Origin of the sequence: Rhizobium sp. Nf11,1 (genome assembly GCF_050587665.1) — a bacterium.
In the GTDB taxonomy this organism is placed as follows: Bacteria; Pseudomonadota; Alphaproteobacteria; order Rhizobiales; family Rhizobiaceae; genus Rhizobium.
Map to the genome: position 1 here is coordinate 1 of NZ_JBOBHU010000012.1, position 15,245 is coordinate 15,245.

Here is a 15,245-nt window from a genome sequence, read left to right on the forward strand (position 1 = left end):
GCTCAGCTATGGTCAGAGGTCTCGAAGACGGAGTGGGATTCTTCAGGAATGGCGAAGCCTTCGTCTTTCAGGGGATAAGAAACACACTCAACATAGAGGGGCTGGTAACCAGTATCTGCCATGCGACCAAGATCCAGCGCGAACTCTGGAAATCGCCCTCGATTCTTAACGCAGGCATACGGGTCCGAAGGGGCGAAACGTTGCAATTCAAGATGGGTGACACGGAGATCGCCAGGATCCGCCCTGACCAAGACCTCGTCAGTGGTTTCTACGAAACTCATGACTGGGTTCCTCTGCAGCTTTTTGGTGACCTACTTGAGTCCGGAGGACTCTTCGCCGAGGACAGTCCATGGGCGCTTGCACGCATGCTGGAAAGAGGGATCAGAAATCGCGAGGAAGAGGAAGACCGGCGGAAGCCGAAGCTCGAGGCTTCATCGTTCGACGGCATCGATTTCTGATCGGTGACCGTCTACGCACCCCGGTCCTCAAAGCCGATCGCCGCGAATGCGCGGCAATCTCCCTGTGCGGACGTGTCAGTCTTGATTCCATATATACGAGGCCGTTCCAGAACGCGACGTTCACCTCCGATGGGGCCACCCCAGGTACCGGCCCAAGCCTCCAGCCCATGTTCGATCTTACCATGGTGGGCAAGCGGCGGGCAGCGAGAATTCGACGGAATCCTCGGCATGTCACATTGAAAGGCTTCCTCACTGAGCAGACGCCATCGCATTCCCCGAGACGAGCATGCCATCTCGAACCAACAACTCGCCATCGGACTTAAGCGCTTCGATGCGAGCAACGATCACGTCTCGCAACTGGCTGCTGCCTGAGATGCGGTTGGCTACCGGACTGGACCATCATTTTTGGGAACGGTCGGACCTTGGGCGTCGTCGGCGAAGATGTAGCTCCGGGAGGCATCGTCGGAAAGCTCGGCCACGTACTGAATGTAAGGAACAGCCTTGCCCTCCCCAGCCTCCCCACGCCGGAGCACCTCGAACACAAAGTCAGCCTTCTTTCCACGAAGCCGCAGTGCAATCTCGTAGAGTGCAGGAACCTCGATGATGCTGATAGCAAAGTCATCATCAGCGGTGGTCGCAAATTCGGCCACGGCCTTGAAAACCTGGTCAAACAGTTCTGCACCCTCGCCTTCCAGCAAGGAGTTGAAGGACAGCGTCCCGTCCGGCTCCAAATCCAGATCCGCCAGCATCGCCTTTCCTGCCACGCGGAAGAAGAATCGATATAGTCCCGGCGGATCTTCGAGATCACCGACCGCAGCTTGGTCCGCACCGAAAACATGGACTGGCAGAGGATCATCGGCCACCGGGGTTGGAAAGGTGATCTTATCGCTTGGCAGAATGCGAACATTTGCCAGCCCCTCGGCAAAGATCGAAAGGCATCCCTCGGGACATGAGGATTTCAAGATCGACATTCTATGCTCCAACCGCTGCCGGATCCCGGACGAAGTACGAATGTGACCAGCTACCGTGTCCCAGCCGCCCGAAAGCCTTCTCAAATTTAGCGGCGGGCATCGTCCTTGTGCCTCCACCATTCTTGACAGGGTCTTCAACTATGTACCACAAAGCATCGTCCTCTCCGATGAATCAGCCTCTGATGACCACGAAATGGCCGCCACCGCCCTTCCAATGGATCCTGGCGCCCAATGGACGTCTTTCGGCGATCTCGTGAAAGACAACCTCCTCGGGCACGTTCTTATCTGTCATCACCTTCAAGCAACCGACAATATTTAAAGCTTTGTCCAGTTCCCACTGCCTATTGATATGAGGCGCTGACGCATCACCAAAGCATGCGTCCTCCTTCAATGCCTCTGCCACGATGTCACACTGCTTCCAGTACGTTTCATTGTGGTAGTACTGCACAACGGTGGCGCTTACTGCCGCCCAGCACCAATTGGTTTGCTCCTGCCTCTGTATGGTGAAGTTGAAGCTTCTACCTTTGGAAGCATTTTTCCGAAGGCGCTTTCGAAGGAAGTACGCCTCGAGTTCTGATCTGTCCATGCGATGCTCTTGCTATCTTGATTGGCCGGGGTCGTTGTCTCCTGTCCCGGTCTCGTCTAGCGGTGTCAGGTAAAAAATTCGACTACCCAGAACACTGCGGAGCTGCGCAAGCTCGAATTGCAACGACAATCTCTCACGATTAACGCAATGAGAAGCGGTCCTCCGCTTTCCGCTTGAGTCCATCGAGACCACTGTCCGCAATCGCATACACTGTGCGCTCACGATAAGCCGCAAGGGCTCCAACTTCATTCAGGCCGTGCGAAAAATAATTGCCACGGCTGCGCTATAGGCAGGCATTCCCTCGGACCGAATTCGCATTCCTACGCCCTGAAGCCACCGGCGCAGAACCAGTCTGAGGCCGAGAGGGCTTGGTACGTTGCCGTTTGCCATGAGTTGAGTTGAGAGTGTCGCGCACTCTCCGCCCGCTCATGCAGATCCAGCCGGACGTCATGCGGCGTACCCCTCCCGGCGATGCGTTCAAGGGAGTAGCGGATGTTGCTGATCTCGACGCCTGCATGGCTGGCGTATAGCGATGCAAGGCGAAAAGCCTCGAAGTGCCGTACCGCCCGGGAGACCTTCGTGGCACTCCACCCCGCGGGGGCAGCAACCCAGAAGCGGACAGCGGCTGGCGACGTTTCGATAACCCGGGCCACCAACCACTGTGCGTCATCGAAGTCGTCGAAGTAGGGATGGAAGCTCTGCTCGGCCTCCGATGACGGCTGGTAGTCGAGCTTCAGCTTGTTGCATTCTGCACAAGCTGGGACGAGGTTCAGTGGCACGACCGTCAAGGCCGGATGAAGTGCTTGCGCGAGTTAGTGGTCTAGGGTTGATACGGTGCGCTGAGAACAAAGGGGGCACATGTCATTGCGCGGCGCCGCCTTCAGAAGGTCGTACATGCCACGTGTCACCTTGCTCTTCACGAACGTGCCCGCATAGACGCGCTTCATGTCGGCTGTCGTCATTGCAGGAGGCACGCTGTCTGATCCGGGTATGGAGAAGAGGGTCATGTCAGGTCCTCGGGCGAAATACTCCGCCTCTGCGAGAACAATGGATGCAGAGGCGAGCAGGAGGTTCTTATTGAGCCTCTCGTCGCGGATGCTGTTGACGCAGGCGTCCAGCACGTTCTTTGCCGCGCTTGGCGGCCTTGGAAGCGATCTCACTGCGTGCGGTCCCTTTCGAGAACCAACGCTCTGATGATCGCCCTCGCCTCCGTTCCCAATTGATTGCCGAACCGGGCCACGGCCTGCTCGTAACTAAGGTTGCGGTCGAACACCGCCTCGACGAGCAAACGGTGAAATCCTGTTCGCGTCACCTCAAGGCTGAAGACTTCGCGCGTCAGAATACCCACGTTCTCACCAAACGTTTCGATCGTCGGGCGCTCCACTTCGGATTTCCTGCCCGATCGCCGAATTTTCCAGGCGCTTGATCTCGGCACCTCCTGAAGGACGACAGGAGAATGCGTGGCGACAATGGCGACCCCATTGCGCGAAACGAGCAGCCTGGAAAGGCTCCTTATGAATGCCGAAAGAAGCGGAGGATGAAGATGGCCTTCAGGTTCGTCGATCATCACAAGCGTCCGCTCATCGACGAGTTCTACGAGCCGGGTGATTGTAAGTAGGACGATTGCGTGGCCGGAACTCAGGCGACCGAAACGCTCCTCGGTAGTGGCGGCCCATTCGTCGCCCTCGCCTCCAAGGAGCTCGCGGATGTCGGCTTCCGCGAAAAGGTCGTCGGCCTCGAGCGTTGACACTGCTTCTCGCCATCGTGACGCTCGTGGCCCAGTCCTGCAGCGGTCGAGGCTCTTTCTGAAGTCTTCAGCCAGGGCGTTCCCGATGGTCCGAACCCGGACCATGAGGGAGAGATATCGCCGTCGAATATCGCTTTGCGTTCTCAACGGAGCAGGCTGGCAGCCGGAACCGCCTTGATTGGCGGGACATGCTTTTGATCAGGGGGTGAGAAAGATTTAGCATGGCGCCTCTTCCATGCGTTTTCTCGATCTCCACCCAATCGAGTTCCGTCTTCTGAACCACGGCCCATTCAATGACCATTGATTGGTCGAGATCGTTTTTCATCCCAATAGCCTTCGTCAGTCCTGGAAGGCTTCCAGTTCGGATTGCTCCCATGGCTATTTTCGGAGCAATCTGATTCTGGCTCCTAGGGTCCATCTCATCAAACTTCATTTGGTCCAAACTCCGCGTCCATTGATGATTGGACGGTGAATTGGCCGGCGCAAGCCTCTCGCAATCGCCGTTAATCAAGCGCCCGGTAAGGAGCTGGCGGCCGCCGAAGTGAGCATTGTCTCTACGGCTCGCCTGAGCGGTGGGTCGAGAGCGGATAAGGCGGCGTTCCAACAAGTTCTAGGTCAAATACCTTCTGCTGTCAGGACAAGACTTGCCTCAAGAGCATCATCTGCCGCGCCATGTCGACGAATAGCTGCAGGAACACGTAGACCTGCTGCCTAGTGACCACCGTGGCGACTGGGTGTCCGGCCTCATTTCGTGCTGTTCGGATGACCGCTTGGATCGTCATCAGAACTTCTAGGTTCTCTACGATCGCTTTAGGCAGGTCGGGTCGCATAGCATCCAACGCTTGACGAAATTTTGTGACCTTCGAACCGATGAACTCCGCCTTCTGGGCTGCGTTGAACCGGCTGCCATGAGTGGGATGAGCCGCGGCGGCATCGACCAGACGAACGAACTCTGCCTCGGCCGCAACGCCAATCATCACGCACGAAGACAGCAACAAATCGGCATAGAAAGCGCCCGCTGCTTCATACAGATAACCGAGCGCCTCGCTGCTGATGTCCTGCACCTGTCCCTTCACCAATGCAATGAACGTCGACGCGTCATGAAATCGCAGCGGATTCTGCGCCAGCAACTCCGTTTTACCGAGATGAGATAACCTGAACCACGGCCACGCCGCATTCATATCGTTGATGCCAAGTGTGATCATTCCCTGTCGGAAAAGATCCCAAAAAGCGTCACGTGCCAGTTCCCTGTCATAGGGATGCATGGTCTGTGACCCATATATGGACGAGAGATCCAACGAAGCGACTCCATCGCGCTTCGCGAGTTCGATCTCCAGTTCCCGGATCAGGGACGCCCATTGCTCTGGTACATTACTGGCGCGCGTGATGATATCAATGATCGCTTCACGGATCTCTTCGTAACTGTGCTGTTTGGCATTGTAATTCATCAGCGGCCTTCGTGCGCAGGACGGTTCCTGGAGATATGCGTACTGATACCTCGACACTTGCTTCGCGGCCAGCACGAATGGTCCACATCATGCGTAACGAGGCCGATTCCGCGCAGAAAAGACCGACGCGCCGCGGTCGAAAGGTGAAGGACCGCTAGGGACTGACGCGCCTTAATAAATATTGAATAAATGCATCTCTTAGTTGATAGTGCCTTCACTTCTGTCAGGTGAGTCAATCGGTCGTGCAGCGCCCTTTTATTTCGAAGTCATTCGTTGAATTGGAGGAGGTCTTTAAAAAAGCGGCGCGCGACAGAGATTCCGAGTATCTCAAGCTTCTCGACCACGAACTCTCCTTCCGAAACAAGAACCAGAAGACACCAGACCTTAGGAAGAAGGTCGAGTCGGCCTTGGCGAAGGCACCCTTGAAGCAACAAGATCTCTTCGGAGATGCAAAGCAGCCCACGGGCACCCGGAGACCAGGCAGCAAGTCCGCGACCGTCCACACCAGACCCGGCAGCCGCAAGAAGCCAAAATACAAACCGACCGAAGAGCAGGCCGCCGCGCTCGACGCGTTCCTGCAAGGCAAATCCCTTAAGATCAATGCGTTTGCAGGATCCGGCAAGACATCCACGCTCCAGCTCCTCGCCAATGCCACCGGACTTCGCGGACAGTATCTCGCGTTCAACAAGAGCATCGTCGCAGACGCTGGCGAGAAGTTCCCGGATACGGTCGACTGCTCGACCTCACACAGCCTGGCATTTCGCGCGGCACCTGCGGGATACAAGCAGGATATCGGGAAGCTGACGAACAAGTGCACGGCAAAGCAGCTTGTGGAAGTCCTGGACATCAAGCGCCGCCGCTTCGGCGACAAATATCCCGTAACGCCGGACTCCCAAGGATATCTCTACCTTGAGACCATCAGACGATATGCCCAGAGCGCGGATGACGAGATTGGCCAGCAGCATGTCCCGACCCTCGGCGCCCTCAGGGCCGCCCCAGAGGATGTTCTGCAAGAGGTCTCAAGTTTCGCGCTCGATGGTGCGCGACAAGTCTGGAGCCGGATGCTCTCAGAGCGGGATCCCCTGCCCCTGGGTCACGACGGCTACCTGAAGCTCTGGGGTCTTTCGCGCCCGATCATCGCTGCGGACTACATCATGTTGGACGAGGCCCAGGACACCAATCCTGTCGTCCTCGACATCCTGCAGAAACAGCGCGGGCAGTTGATCTACGTTGGGGACCGATACCAGCAGATCTACGAATGGCGCGGCGCCGTGAATGCCATGGAGTCGATCGAGACGGACGCCAGCACCTACCTGACGACCTCATTCCGTTTTGGGAACGCCATCGCCGATCTCGCGACCAAGATGTTGGTGAAACTCTGCGAGAGCCAGCCCGTGCGGGGGAATCCCAACATCGTCAGCAAAATCGGCGCTGTAAACAACCCTGTCGCAGTTCTCGCCCGAACGAACGCGACCACAATCAGTGCGGTGATCGAAGCGCTGGACACCGCGCGCAAGCCTCATCTGGTCGGCGACAAGTCCGAACTGATGGACATGCTTCGCGGTGTCCAGGCGCTTAAGGAGAACGAGCCGTCGACTTGCCCCGCATTCTTCGGCTTCAAGTCCTGGAACGAGGTGGTCGAGTTCGCTCGCACGGACGAAGGCGCGCATCTGGTGATGTTCGTCAATCTCGTCGAGAAGCGCGGCGAGAAGCAACTGATGTGGGCGCTGAACAGAACCGTAGATGAGGAAAAGGCCGACCTAATCATATCCACCGCGCACAAATCCAAGGGACGGGAATGGAAGTCTGTTCGCCTCATGGACGACTTCCTACGAAGCAGTCCAACGGACAAAAAGAACAGCGGACCCGATCTTGCGGAAATGCGCCTCCTGTACGTCGCCCTGACCCGAGCGAAGGAATCCTTGGAGGTTCCGTCAACGATCATGGATTTCGTTGAGCGCGGCATCACACCGCAGCGCGCGCGTGTCGAGGTTGCCCCTTCGAGACCCCAGGACGTGGGTCGAAGGCCGCCAACCCCGGCGCCACACCAAGCCGCGCGTACGAGACCAGCGTCGCCTCCACCGAGCGTCGCAGTTCCCCCAGTCGTGCCGGATGTCCGCCGGCAGCCTGCTCGCAGAGGCCTGCTGGGCTGGCTGTTTGGCAAGTGATACGCATGGCTCAGACCACCAAACGCTGCCATTGGGTTCCGCAAAGTTATCTGAAGGCATTCGCCGAGAAGAGCACAGGCAACCTCTATTCTCCAATGGGAACCGACGGCCGACGGGTCGACGCGCTCGAAAAGAAGTTCGCTGAAATCCTATTTCGGCCGTCCGGTCTGGCAGGCGTTGTTGGACGGATATCCGAGCACGTTCCTGCCTGAGTTCATGATACCGAGCATCATCCGAGTCTTCGCGTGGCGGTAACAGTCGGTGAGAACACAACATCCATGCCGGGTCCTGCTCCTGGCAAGGAACCAAGAGCCATCTGGCAACAGCATTGAGGATGCCGCGATGTCCAAACAATCAAAAACGATGATGCTGTACTACTTTACGAAGGAGCAGTATGCGCTTGAAAGTCTACGGGATCGGCGGATCAAGGTGGCGCGGTTCCGGGAACTGAATGATCCGTTTGATTTCATTGGTATCGCGACCGTCAATGCAGATGATCTGAAGACTGTCAAGCAAGTTCGTGAAAAGCTTGATGAGAGTACTGGTCTGCTATGCATGAGCAAGAGCTGGCAGCAGCCTCTATTGTGGGGGCACTATGCAGACAGTCACAAGGGTATCTGTCTCGGCTTTGAGGTCAAAAAATCAAATTGGAAGAAAGTAAACTATCGTACATCACGGCCACGACTTTCGAGCTACGACAAGAAGCGTGTTGCAGAACTCACTGAGCAGGAATTGGAAGAAATCGGCCACATTAAGTTCAAGGCGTGGGAGTATGAAAAGGAATATCGTCGCCTGATCCCGTTGGGCGAGCCTGATATGGTGAACGACCTTTATTTCGAAGACTTCGGACCCGACATGATTCTCAAGATGATTTACGTAGGGCCGCGTTGCAAAGTTGATATGGATCGCTTGAAGAAGTTGCGCGACAGCGTTGGCGGAACCGTTGTCATTCACCGTACGCGCCCGTCAAACCTGTACTTCAAGGTCATCCGGAGTATCATTTTGAAGCCGCTTAAGAAGGCCCCATAAGACGGGGAATACTTGCCATCTCGCGCTAACCTGGAAACAAGATCCGATCACGCCGTGGTTTCCCATGGCGCTCCTTCCAGTCGATCATTTGCCGCGGATCGAGACATTTCATGCCGTATAGCTATCGAATCTGACGACGCGAGGAATCCGGCATATCGCTCCACGACGATCGCTGCCCAACCTATCGTCGTGTTTTCACGATGTCGATCAGATCGCGCCGGAACTTTTCGGGGTCGGACGCGAGATCGATCGTGACGAAGCGAAGCCGATGCCCCTGAATCGTAACAGCTTCGTCGACATGCCTTTCCAGGGAAGGATGCAGGAGAATTCCTTCCGCGCAATCGGCAGCAACGTCGCCCCGGCCGGCCTGAGAGCGGACATAGGAGTATAATTGATAAAGGTGCGCGCTTTTGAGTCCTTCGGAACCATGAGCGCGATCGGTCAGGATTCCCGTGAACTTGGTGTCCAGGATAAGACGTCGGGCAATGCCCTGCTGCAGAACTACGTCGGCATGCATTTTCGGCAGAATGGCGCCGAGGCCATCTGTCGCGTCCCTTGCTTCCCATGCGAACTGCGTCTGGCTGCTTACTTTCCATCCATCGCGCCCATGGAATTCATGGCGGTAGAACTCGGCAATAGCTTTCTCGAAGATTTGCCGTAGAAGACGCTCATCGTGATCGAGTCTCGTCATCTTGACATCACCAGCTTGCTCCGACGGCAACGCCAGATCCAACACGAGTTCCGACACACGCACGACAAGTTCGTCGTCGGCATCATTGCCGCCGAACCTCTCACGTGAGAATTCCGAGCGCGATGGTGGCCTGGGTGAGACTCCGGCATCAAGCAGTGTGGTCGCGAGGCTCCCGCACCTGAACGCAAGTTCGGTGTCTTCCACAGCCGTTCGCGCCCGGACGAGAGCTGCTAGGATTAATCTGTTTCTCGGCGTGTCAGTCGTTAGTTCCTCGAAGCGGCATGCTATCCTCCCCCGGCTTAGAAGAAGGCCGGCTTCTGTCTTCATCCAGTCGATGCGACCTCTGACACGACTTAACTCCTCTGAGCGCCGCTGGTAGCCAAGTGAAAGACTTCGCCTGAGCCGACGCTCCACTGCGAATGTCAGTAGCCGCCCGAGCACATCCGGCAATACTGCGTCGCTTTCGACCCGCGCCGCGAAGGGATCGAGGAAACGTGCCAGTCGGGACGCGTAGACCAACAAGGTCCACAGATTGCGAACCGGAATGCCGACGTGGCTGTGCCAGGTAGCCGTTCTTTGGTCCGTAGTGTCCACCGGACGTTTCCCGATCATCAAATGGCTAAGAGCTGACTGATTTGGGTTCTCGCCGCTTCATCGTTATCGAACCAATACTCCTCAAGGAGCGGCGCAAGTTCGGCGCGCACGGTATCGAGGTACCAGGATCGCCAAGATTCTTCGTCTGCTGGTGCTGCATGAGGGGTCATGAAGCTGTGCCCCACCCGAAACTGCCTACCGAGGGCACGATCGCCTTCAATCGCCGCATTGAGTGACCGCATCCTTTCTCCGATGAGAGACACGAGCCTCGCCGGTGCCCCGCGGTCGAGGAGCCATTTGCTCCAAGCGTCATTGAATTGTGGTGCGAGCGATACGAATGAAAAGCGGCGCCGTAGCGCGAGGTCGACAAGGGCGAGCGATCGGTCGGCGACGTTCATCGTCCCTATGATATAGAGGTTGTCCGGAACGTATCTCCGCTCCTCTATAGTTCTGGGATAAGCTAGACGAAGGGCTTCATCTTCATTTCGCTTGCTGTCCTCGATGAGGGTGAGCATCTCGCCAAATATCTGTGCGGGATTGCCGCGATTGATCTCCTCGATAACAAGCACGTACGGCGTCTGAGGTTCCTGGGTAGCGGCGGCGACGGCATCGAGGAAAACGCCGTCGACCAATTGCAATCCTTTGGTTCCATCTGGACGCCACCCTCGGACGAAATCCTCATATGAAAGGGTGGGTTGAAACTGCACTGCTGTCAGTCTCTGATGATCGCGCGCTCCAATCAGGGAATAGCCGAGTCTTTTGGCAAGCCAAGTCTTTCCGGTGCCAGGCGGCCCCTGGAGTATGATATTCTTCTTCCTCCGAAGAAGTTCGAGCGCGGCTCGGATTTCGTCAGGCGGCAGAAAGCATCCCTCTTCAACGATCGTGTCGATGTCATAGCGCCTGATGGCGACTGAAGATACAGTGGGCCTGTCTTCTGCAAACTCCATAGCGCCGGAAAGGGCTTCATCGCCGGAATGGAAAGACCACTGAGCTTCGAAGTCTTCTGGCAACGCGGCAGCGTAATCCTCTCCGTCGTCAGTAAGGACCAGGACCCCTCCGGGATTTTGAACGTCGATCAAGCCCACGAGCCGCGCCCATGTGCAGATGTGAGAGCCCGGCTGGGTCGACTTCCAAGTGGGCACGTGCGACTGCAGACGTTTCGCAGCATCCGTCGGCTTCAGCACGCCTGGCTCTCTCCTAACCATCAGAAGCAGGTGCCCCATGCCAAAGACCCGTCCTATCAACGGGCCACGAAGAACTGCAGACGGATCATCGACAGTCAAAAGCTCCAAGCCCCGGTCGGTGGGCCTGTAGATATCACTGCCATCTACGCGCAGGAGTCCAAGGCCGCCCATCGCTTGAGATAGGATGTTCCCTGCAGAAGCTGCATTGAGCTGCGTGGCTTCTGTCAAAATGACGGTGACGAGATCCTGACGGCTGATACCATGCTCGGCCTCGCGGACCATGGCCATGAGAAGTTCGATGTTGCCCTTGACGCAGGTCAGGCTTCTCCGCTGCGCGTTGGCGGGGAGGATGGAGAACGGGGGCACGGCGGACGCTTCGCGCTGGGCAGCCTGCGTTACGACCGCTCCCTCATCCGGCTTGCCGAAATACTTCTGCCAAAGGAACCAGGCGAAGATGGCTTGATCGACCTTCTGCTCCAGTGTCTCAGCCTTGCCGACTGCATCCTGGAGCGCCGAGCGTACCGTAGGATGCTGCGCAATGAAATCGCCGCTTACCCGGGGCGCCGACAGACGCCTTTGGACTCGCCAGATACGATTTGCATCTGCGATACTTGTCATATCCTCTGGAAACATGGCAGCCAGAAGCCGCGTCAGCCTCGCTCTGGGACGACGTTTCGAATGCGTCGGAAAGACGCGCGTCATTACTTCATCATATAGCTTTTGAAGGCGCCCACCACGCTGTTCCAGCGCAAGATCAGTTAAGGAGCCTCTAGCGTCGAATAAAAGTCTTGCGAGCCCCTCATCTTCGTATGCTCCGCGGACCGTAACGGACTGGCCCGGTCCGATGCTCGCCACCGCGGGGCTGTCCCATATCATCTCCTGGAAAGCCGGTGTGCGCCACTCTTCCCAATCGGCGTCTTGTACCCGGCGAACCTGCTCGGAATACTTCCGCCGCCATTCCCTTGCCCAGTCCTCCTCTCGATATGAGGTAAACTCGCCTTCATAGAGACTTTTCAGCTCTGTCCGATCTAGGTCTGTCACATCGAATCCTTCGGATCATTCCTCAATTTGTCGGATAAGTGGAGTCGGCTCGGCAGGCAAGAAGTTGAAATCGGATTGCGAGTTCTCCGCCGACACGGGAAAACCGTCGGCCACAAGAAAATTCCCGAACCTTGGCGCTGCTGATCGATGGCGACAACGCTTTGCCAAAAATCGTTATCGGTCTAAGCACCGTACAATCTCCTGGTAAGTTCCCTGTGCGCGGCCTGATGAAGCCGCTTGAGGTTTTCGCCCGCCGCGATAGAAACGACAAAGAAAATGCAACTCACACGAAAAGACGATATAGGCATGGATGAAGGCGAAGTGGATGCGCTTTACGATGAGCTGGTGACGATCCTGACCACGCGAAGAGATCAGGACGAGCTTCAGGGCGATGACGACTATCTGACCCCCATACTGGCTGAAATTGAAGCCGGAAAGGCGGTCCAAATCAAGCTCAAGGTACCCGGCGAGCGGGAAATCTTCGATCCTGTCGCGGGTCGCCGATCTGCCAGCACATCAAGCGCGGACTTCATTCAAAGGCAGGAATTCTCCGGTCGCGAGAAACTTGAGATTCTGCTCCGTGGCGTCGAGACGTCTGTCGTCGCCCCTGCCCGGATGGCGGCCGAGATCAACAGGTCGCTGGAGGAGTTGGACGTAGACGAATTCGATGGCGTCATCCGGTTTGGCAATGATGTCGTAAACGCTCCGACACGAACGGTGACGCCTGGCGAGTTGATTACGACTTCGATGGACGCAACGACATTGGAGACCCTCATCAACGAGATCCGAACGGAGCTGGCCAAATCAAGTGAGGCCGCTGTCTGATGCCGATACGTCCCAACCTCTTGACCGAAATCGACGCCGCACTGGCGGGCCTTCCCAAAGCCAATCTGAACAGTGCGTCAGCCGGGTATGACCTCTACGAAGCTTATATCTGGGCTCTCGTGCTTAAAGCTGCCCGCAATGAGGGCGCGACAATCAGGTTCCGAGACAGGCATGGCAAACGTCCGGCCAGCTTCTGGTTCCGAACGTCACCGTCCAACATCTTCTCGCGCGCTCACGACTATTGCCACGCCGAAATCGAGTTCACCGGGCGACCGATACTGGAAGCGCATGTGGGCATCTTTGTCGCGGGTCGCTCGCATATCGCGCACGAATGCGATGTCGCGGTGCTCTACAAGAGCGAGGCCGACATTTGCCGCACCTCGAGCGTCGAGCCTAGGAGCAGCAAGCTCGTGCTTGCGGTCGAGTGCAAGTTCTATCTGAACTCCGGGATCGGGATTGGCCTGGGGCGCTCATTCCTTGGATTGCTGAATGACGTCTACAAGGGTGATCGATACTTCGTCGGAACTGCCGAAGCCCCCAATGTGAAGACCTTGTTCGCTGCGCACCGGAAGGATCACGAACTGGGCCTCACGCCACTTAATACAAGACTCGAGGCACGGCTGATCGGCAAGTTCGAAACGACCTTCGATCACTTCAAGTCTTCGCGGCCATAGTTGTCACGTTCCCCCACCTTGAAGCCTAATAGTTGATGTGGATAGCTAAGGATATCGGAGGGTTCGTCATTGTTGCTATCGACGAATCTTCTAGCATCTTCTCGTTGTCCATCACTTTGGTATCTTTCGTGCGCGAGAAAATTATTGCCGGGGGGAAAGGCGCCCTCCAGAAGACTATTCAAGTCTGTAACGTCCTTGCTAGTCTGAGCATCATTTCCGGAGCGGTGCTATTTGTGTTCGGTCAACGCGATCGAGAGATCCAAGCCGCGACCTCCGCATGGTCCGCCATCTCCAATCCGCGGCCTGGGATTTCACTCTCCAACGAACTTGCCTCCCTGAACGAAGGCGGATGGTTTGTCAAAAAGAGCAAGCTCGACAACCTGTACCTTGTGCCGGAAATCGGGACGAAGGGCGTATCGTTGAACGGCCTCGAACTGAAAGGCGCTAGCCTGACAAGCGTGATTGCCGACCGTTCAAATATAAACGGCGCAAAGATTTCCGACAGTGATCTTACAGAGACATCTTTCGTCGGTTCGGTTATCGACGGTTCGTCGTTCAAATCCACAGAGATGATCAAGGCAAACCTCGAAGGCGCCTTCATTGTTAATTCAGAATTCGAAGGCGTGCTCACGGGGGCCAATTTTCAGAAATCGTTCGTTGCGGACACCCACATAAACACATCGATACCCGAGGCCAGCGGGTTCGACAGAGCCTCCTCGCGTTACGCCCAGGAATACCGGTTCCATGCGAGCAATGCGTTCTTCCGTGACTCCTCCATAAGCGTCTCCATCCTGGACGGCTATAAGCAATGCGGTCTTTTGGAGTTCAATGAGGCGGAACTTTACTACACTAAAATCGAGACGCCGGCAAAGTCCGGATCGAACGTCTCACCATGCTTCATCTTCCTGTCAAAGGCATGGGTTCTTGGAACCTCTTTGTCGGGACAATTGGGACTCGACTGCGATCACTGCGTGGTCGGATATTCGGACATCAATGTCGGCGCAGATATTGTGATCAACCAGCTTGCCGTCGACAATTCGATCGGCTTCAATTACTACCTGCCGAGGATCGTCCACGCCACCGTTTTCAAGTCGAAGATTTCCGGTACGGCAAAGAATGTTGATCTTTCGGGGACCAAGTTCGTGAAGGCCGATCTGACACGCTTCAACTTCGACGGTGCGAATCTGAGCGACGCCGAGTTCGACAACTACGACTCGGAAAAGGCCCGACAAAAGGACAATCCGGACGAGCTCCTGCAAATCTTCTACCGTGGATACTCTCGCGCTGAACGAAGCCTGAAGATGAGCGATTGGGACTTTGACGCGGATGTGGACTCCAAAGAAACAGAAGATCAAGTACGAGCTCGCTATCCGAGCACGGGGCTTGCTGGAGCCTGGGCTTGGCGCGACCGCCCCCCAAAGGGAATTCCCGGCGGCCTTCAGGGTCCGGTCTTATGCGATCCGTCTCTGCGAACCGGAGGCGACGAACAGGCCGCGAAGCCAGATGGCTGCTAAAGGAAGGCCCCGCTCCTGCGGATGAGCGGGGTCCTGGGTTGGTCGGACAGATGTCCGAGCCGCTTGTCTCCGTCCGGATCGAAGCACCAATGCACGGCGCCTTGGACTCCGCCATCAATCCAGATTTTGCCGCCCAGTCGCACTATTTCCGCATGTAGCTCTTCTTTCCACTATCGGAAATGCAGTAGCGGCCACCGCGTGGACCCGTGCAGTATGCTCCCGAGCGGCAGGAACATTCGCCGCTGACGGCAGGTGACATCTCTGCTTCCGCTCCGCCGAGGAGCCCGACGGCTCCTCCCATGTAGGCCTAACACG

15 protein-coding genes are annotated in these 15,245 nt (G+C 56.6%); 7 read left to right on the forward strand and 8 right to left on the reverse strand.

All coding sequences use genetic code 11. The features are described 5' to 3' along the window. The coding region (locus ACQ7C1_RS18355) for a hypothetical protein (protein WP_430959332.1) at window positions 1-458 on the forward strand (458 nt) is incomplete at its 5' end. A gap of 383 nt (window positions 459-841) precedes the next feature. On the opposite strand, the gene ACQ7C1_RS18360 is transcribed toward ACQ7C1_RS18355, so the two are convergent. From ACQ7C1_RS18360 to ACQ7C1_RS18380, 5 genes are all read right to left on the reverse strand, one after another. Further along, window positions 842-1,429, reverse strand: coding sequence for a hypothetical protein (locus tag ACQ7C1_RS18360; RefSeq protein WP_430959333.1), 588 nt, complete (start codon window positions 1,427-1,429; stop codon window positions 842-844). A 172-nt stretch (window positions 1,430-1,601) separates the two neighbouring features. After that, window positions 1,602-2,015: a papain-like cysteine protease family protein gene (locus ACQ7C1_RS18365; protein WP_430959334.1), complete on the reverse strand. Its 414-nt coding sequence runs from the start codon at window positions 2,013-2,015 to the stop codon at window positions 1,602-1,604. 812 nt (window positions 2,016-2,827) lie between these two features. Continuing rightward, complete coding sequence (locus tag ACQ7C1_RS18370; protein WP_430959335.1) at window positions 2,828-3,136, reverse strand: hypothetical protein; 309 nt, start codon at window positions 3,134-3,136, stop codon at window positions 2,828-2,830. Window positions 3,137-3,171: 35 nt separating this feature from the next. Continuing rightward, a complete protein-coding gene (locus ACQ7C1_RS18375; RefSeq protein WP_430959336.1) occupies window positions 3,172-3,765 on the reverse strand; it encodes an AAA family ATPase in 594 nt (197 codons plus the stop codon). 629 nt (window positions 3,766-4,394) lie between these two features. Beyond that, window positions 4,395-5,210, reverse strand: coding sequence for a hypothetical protein (locus ACQ7C1_RS18380; protein ID WP_430959337.1), 816 nt, complete (start codon window positions 5,208-5,210; stop codon window positions 4,395-4,397). Window positions 5,211-5,452: 242 nt separating this feature from the next. Between ACQ7C1_RS18380 and ACQ7C1_RS18385 the strand changes: the two genes are divergently transcribed. The 3 genes from ACQ7C1_RS18385 (at window position 5,453) to ACQ7C1_RS18395 (ending at window position 8,407) form a co-directional block, all read left to right on the forward strand. Beyond that, window positions 5,453-7,378, forward strand: coding sequence for a UvrD-helicase domain-containing protein (locus ACQ7C1_RS18385; RefSeq protein WP_430959338.1), 1,926 nt, complete (start codon window positions 5,453-5,455; stop codon window positions 7,376-7,378). A gap of 5 nt (window positions 7,379-7,383) precedes the next feature. Further along, entirely contained in the window at window positions 7,384-7,590 is a 207-nt protein-coding gene (locus tag ACQ7C1_RS18390) for a hypothetical protein (RefSeq protein ID WP_430959339.1), read from the forward strand. Window positions 7,591-7,720: 130 nt separating this feature from the next. Next, on the forward strand, window positions 7,721-8,407 hold the full coding sequence (locus tag ACQ7C1_RS18395; RefSeq protein WP_430959340.1) for a DUF2971 domain-containing protein: 687 nt from the start codon (window positions 7,721-7,723) through the stop codon (window positions 8,405-8,407). 181 nt (window positions 8,408-8,588) lie between these two features. On the opposite strand, the gene mcrC is transcribed toward ACQ7C1_RS18395, so the two are convergent. Together mcrC and ACQ7C1_RS18405 are read right to left on the reverse strand one after the other, a co-directional pair. Next, window positions 8,589-9,692 carry a 5-methylcytosine-specific restriction endonuclease system specificity protein McrC gene (gene mcrC / locus ACQ7C1_RS18400; protein WP_430959341.1) on the reverse strand — a complete coding sequence of 368 codons (1,104 nt, stop codon included), beginning with the start codon at window positions 9,690-9,692 and terminating at the stop codon, window positions 8,589-8,591. Between the two features lie 17 nt (window positions 9,693-9,709). After that, the gene (locus ACQ7C1_RS18405; protein ID WP_430959342.1) at window positions 9,710-11,917 is read right to left on the reverse strand and encodes an McrB family protein; all 2,208 of its coding nucleotides are present in this window, start codon (window positions 11,915-11,917) and stop codon (window positions 9,710-9,712) included. 306 nt (window positions 11,918-12,223) lie between these two features. On the opposite strand from ACQ7C1_RS18405, the gene ACQ7C1_RS18410 reads away from it, so the two are divergent. From ACQ7C1_RS18410 to ACQ7C1_RS18420, 3 genes are all read left to right on the forward strand, one after another. Then, window positions 12,224-12,742, forward strand: coding sequence for a hypothetical protein (locus tag ACQ7C1_RS18410; RefSeq protein ID WP_430959343.1), 519 nt, complete (start codon window positions 12,224-12,226; stop codon window positions 12,740-12,742). Beyond that, the gene (locus ACQ7C1_RS18415) at window positions 12,742-13,416 is read left to right on the forward strand and encodes a hypothetical protein (RefSeq protein WP_430959344.1); all 675 of its coding nucleotides are present in this window, start codon (window positions 12,742-12,744) and stop codon (window positions 13,414-13,416) included. Before ACQ7C1_RS18410 ends, ACQ7C1_RS18415 begins: the two co-directional genes overlap by 1 nt. Before the next feature lie 128 nt (window positions 13,417-13,544). After that, window positions 13,545-14,930, forward strand: coding sequence for a pentapeptide repeat-containing protein (locus ACQ7C1_RS18420; RefSeq protein WP_430959345.1), 1,386 nt, complete (start codon window positions 13,545-13,547; stop codon window positions 14,928-14,930). A 142-nt stretch (window positions 14,931-15,072) separates the two neighbouring features. Here the strand turns inward: ACQ7C1_RS18420 and ACQ7C1_RS18425 are convergent, their stop codons facing one another. Next, entirely contained in the window at window positions 15,073-15,231 is a 159-nt protein-coding gene (locus tag ACQ7C1_RS18425) for a hypothetical protein (RefSeq protein ID WP_430959346.1), read from the reverse strand. Window positions 15,232-15,245 lie beyond the last annotated feature (14 nt).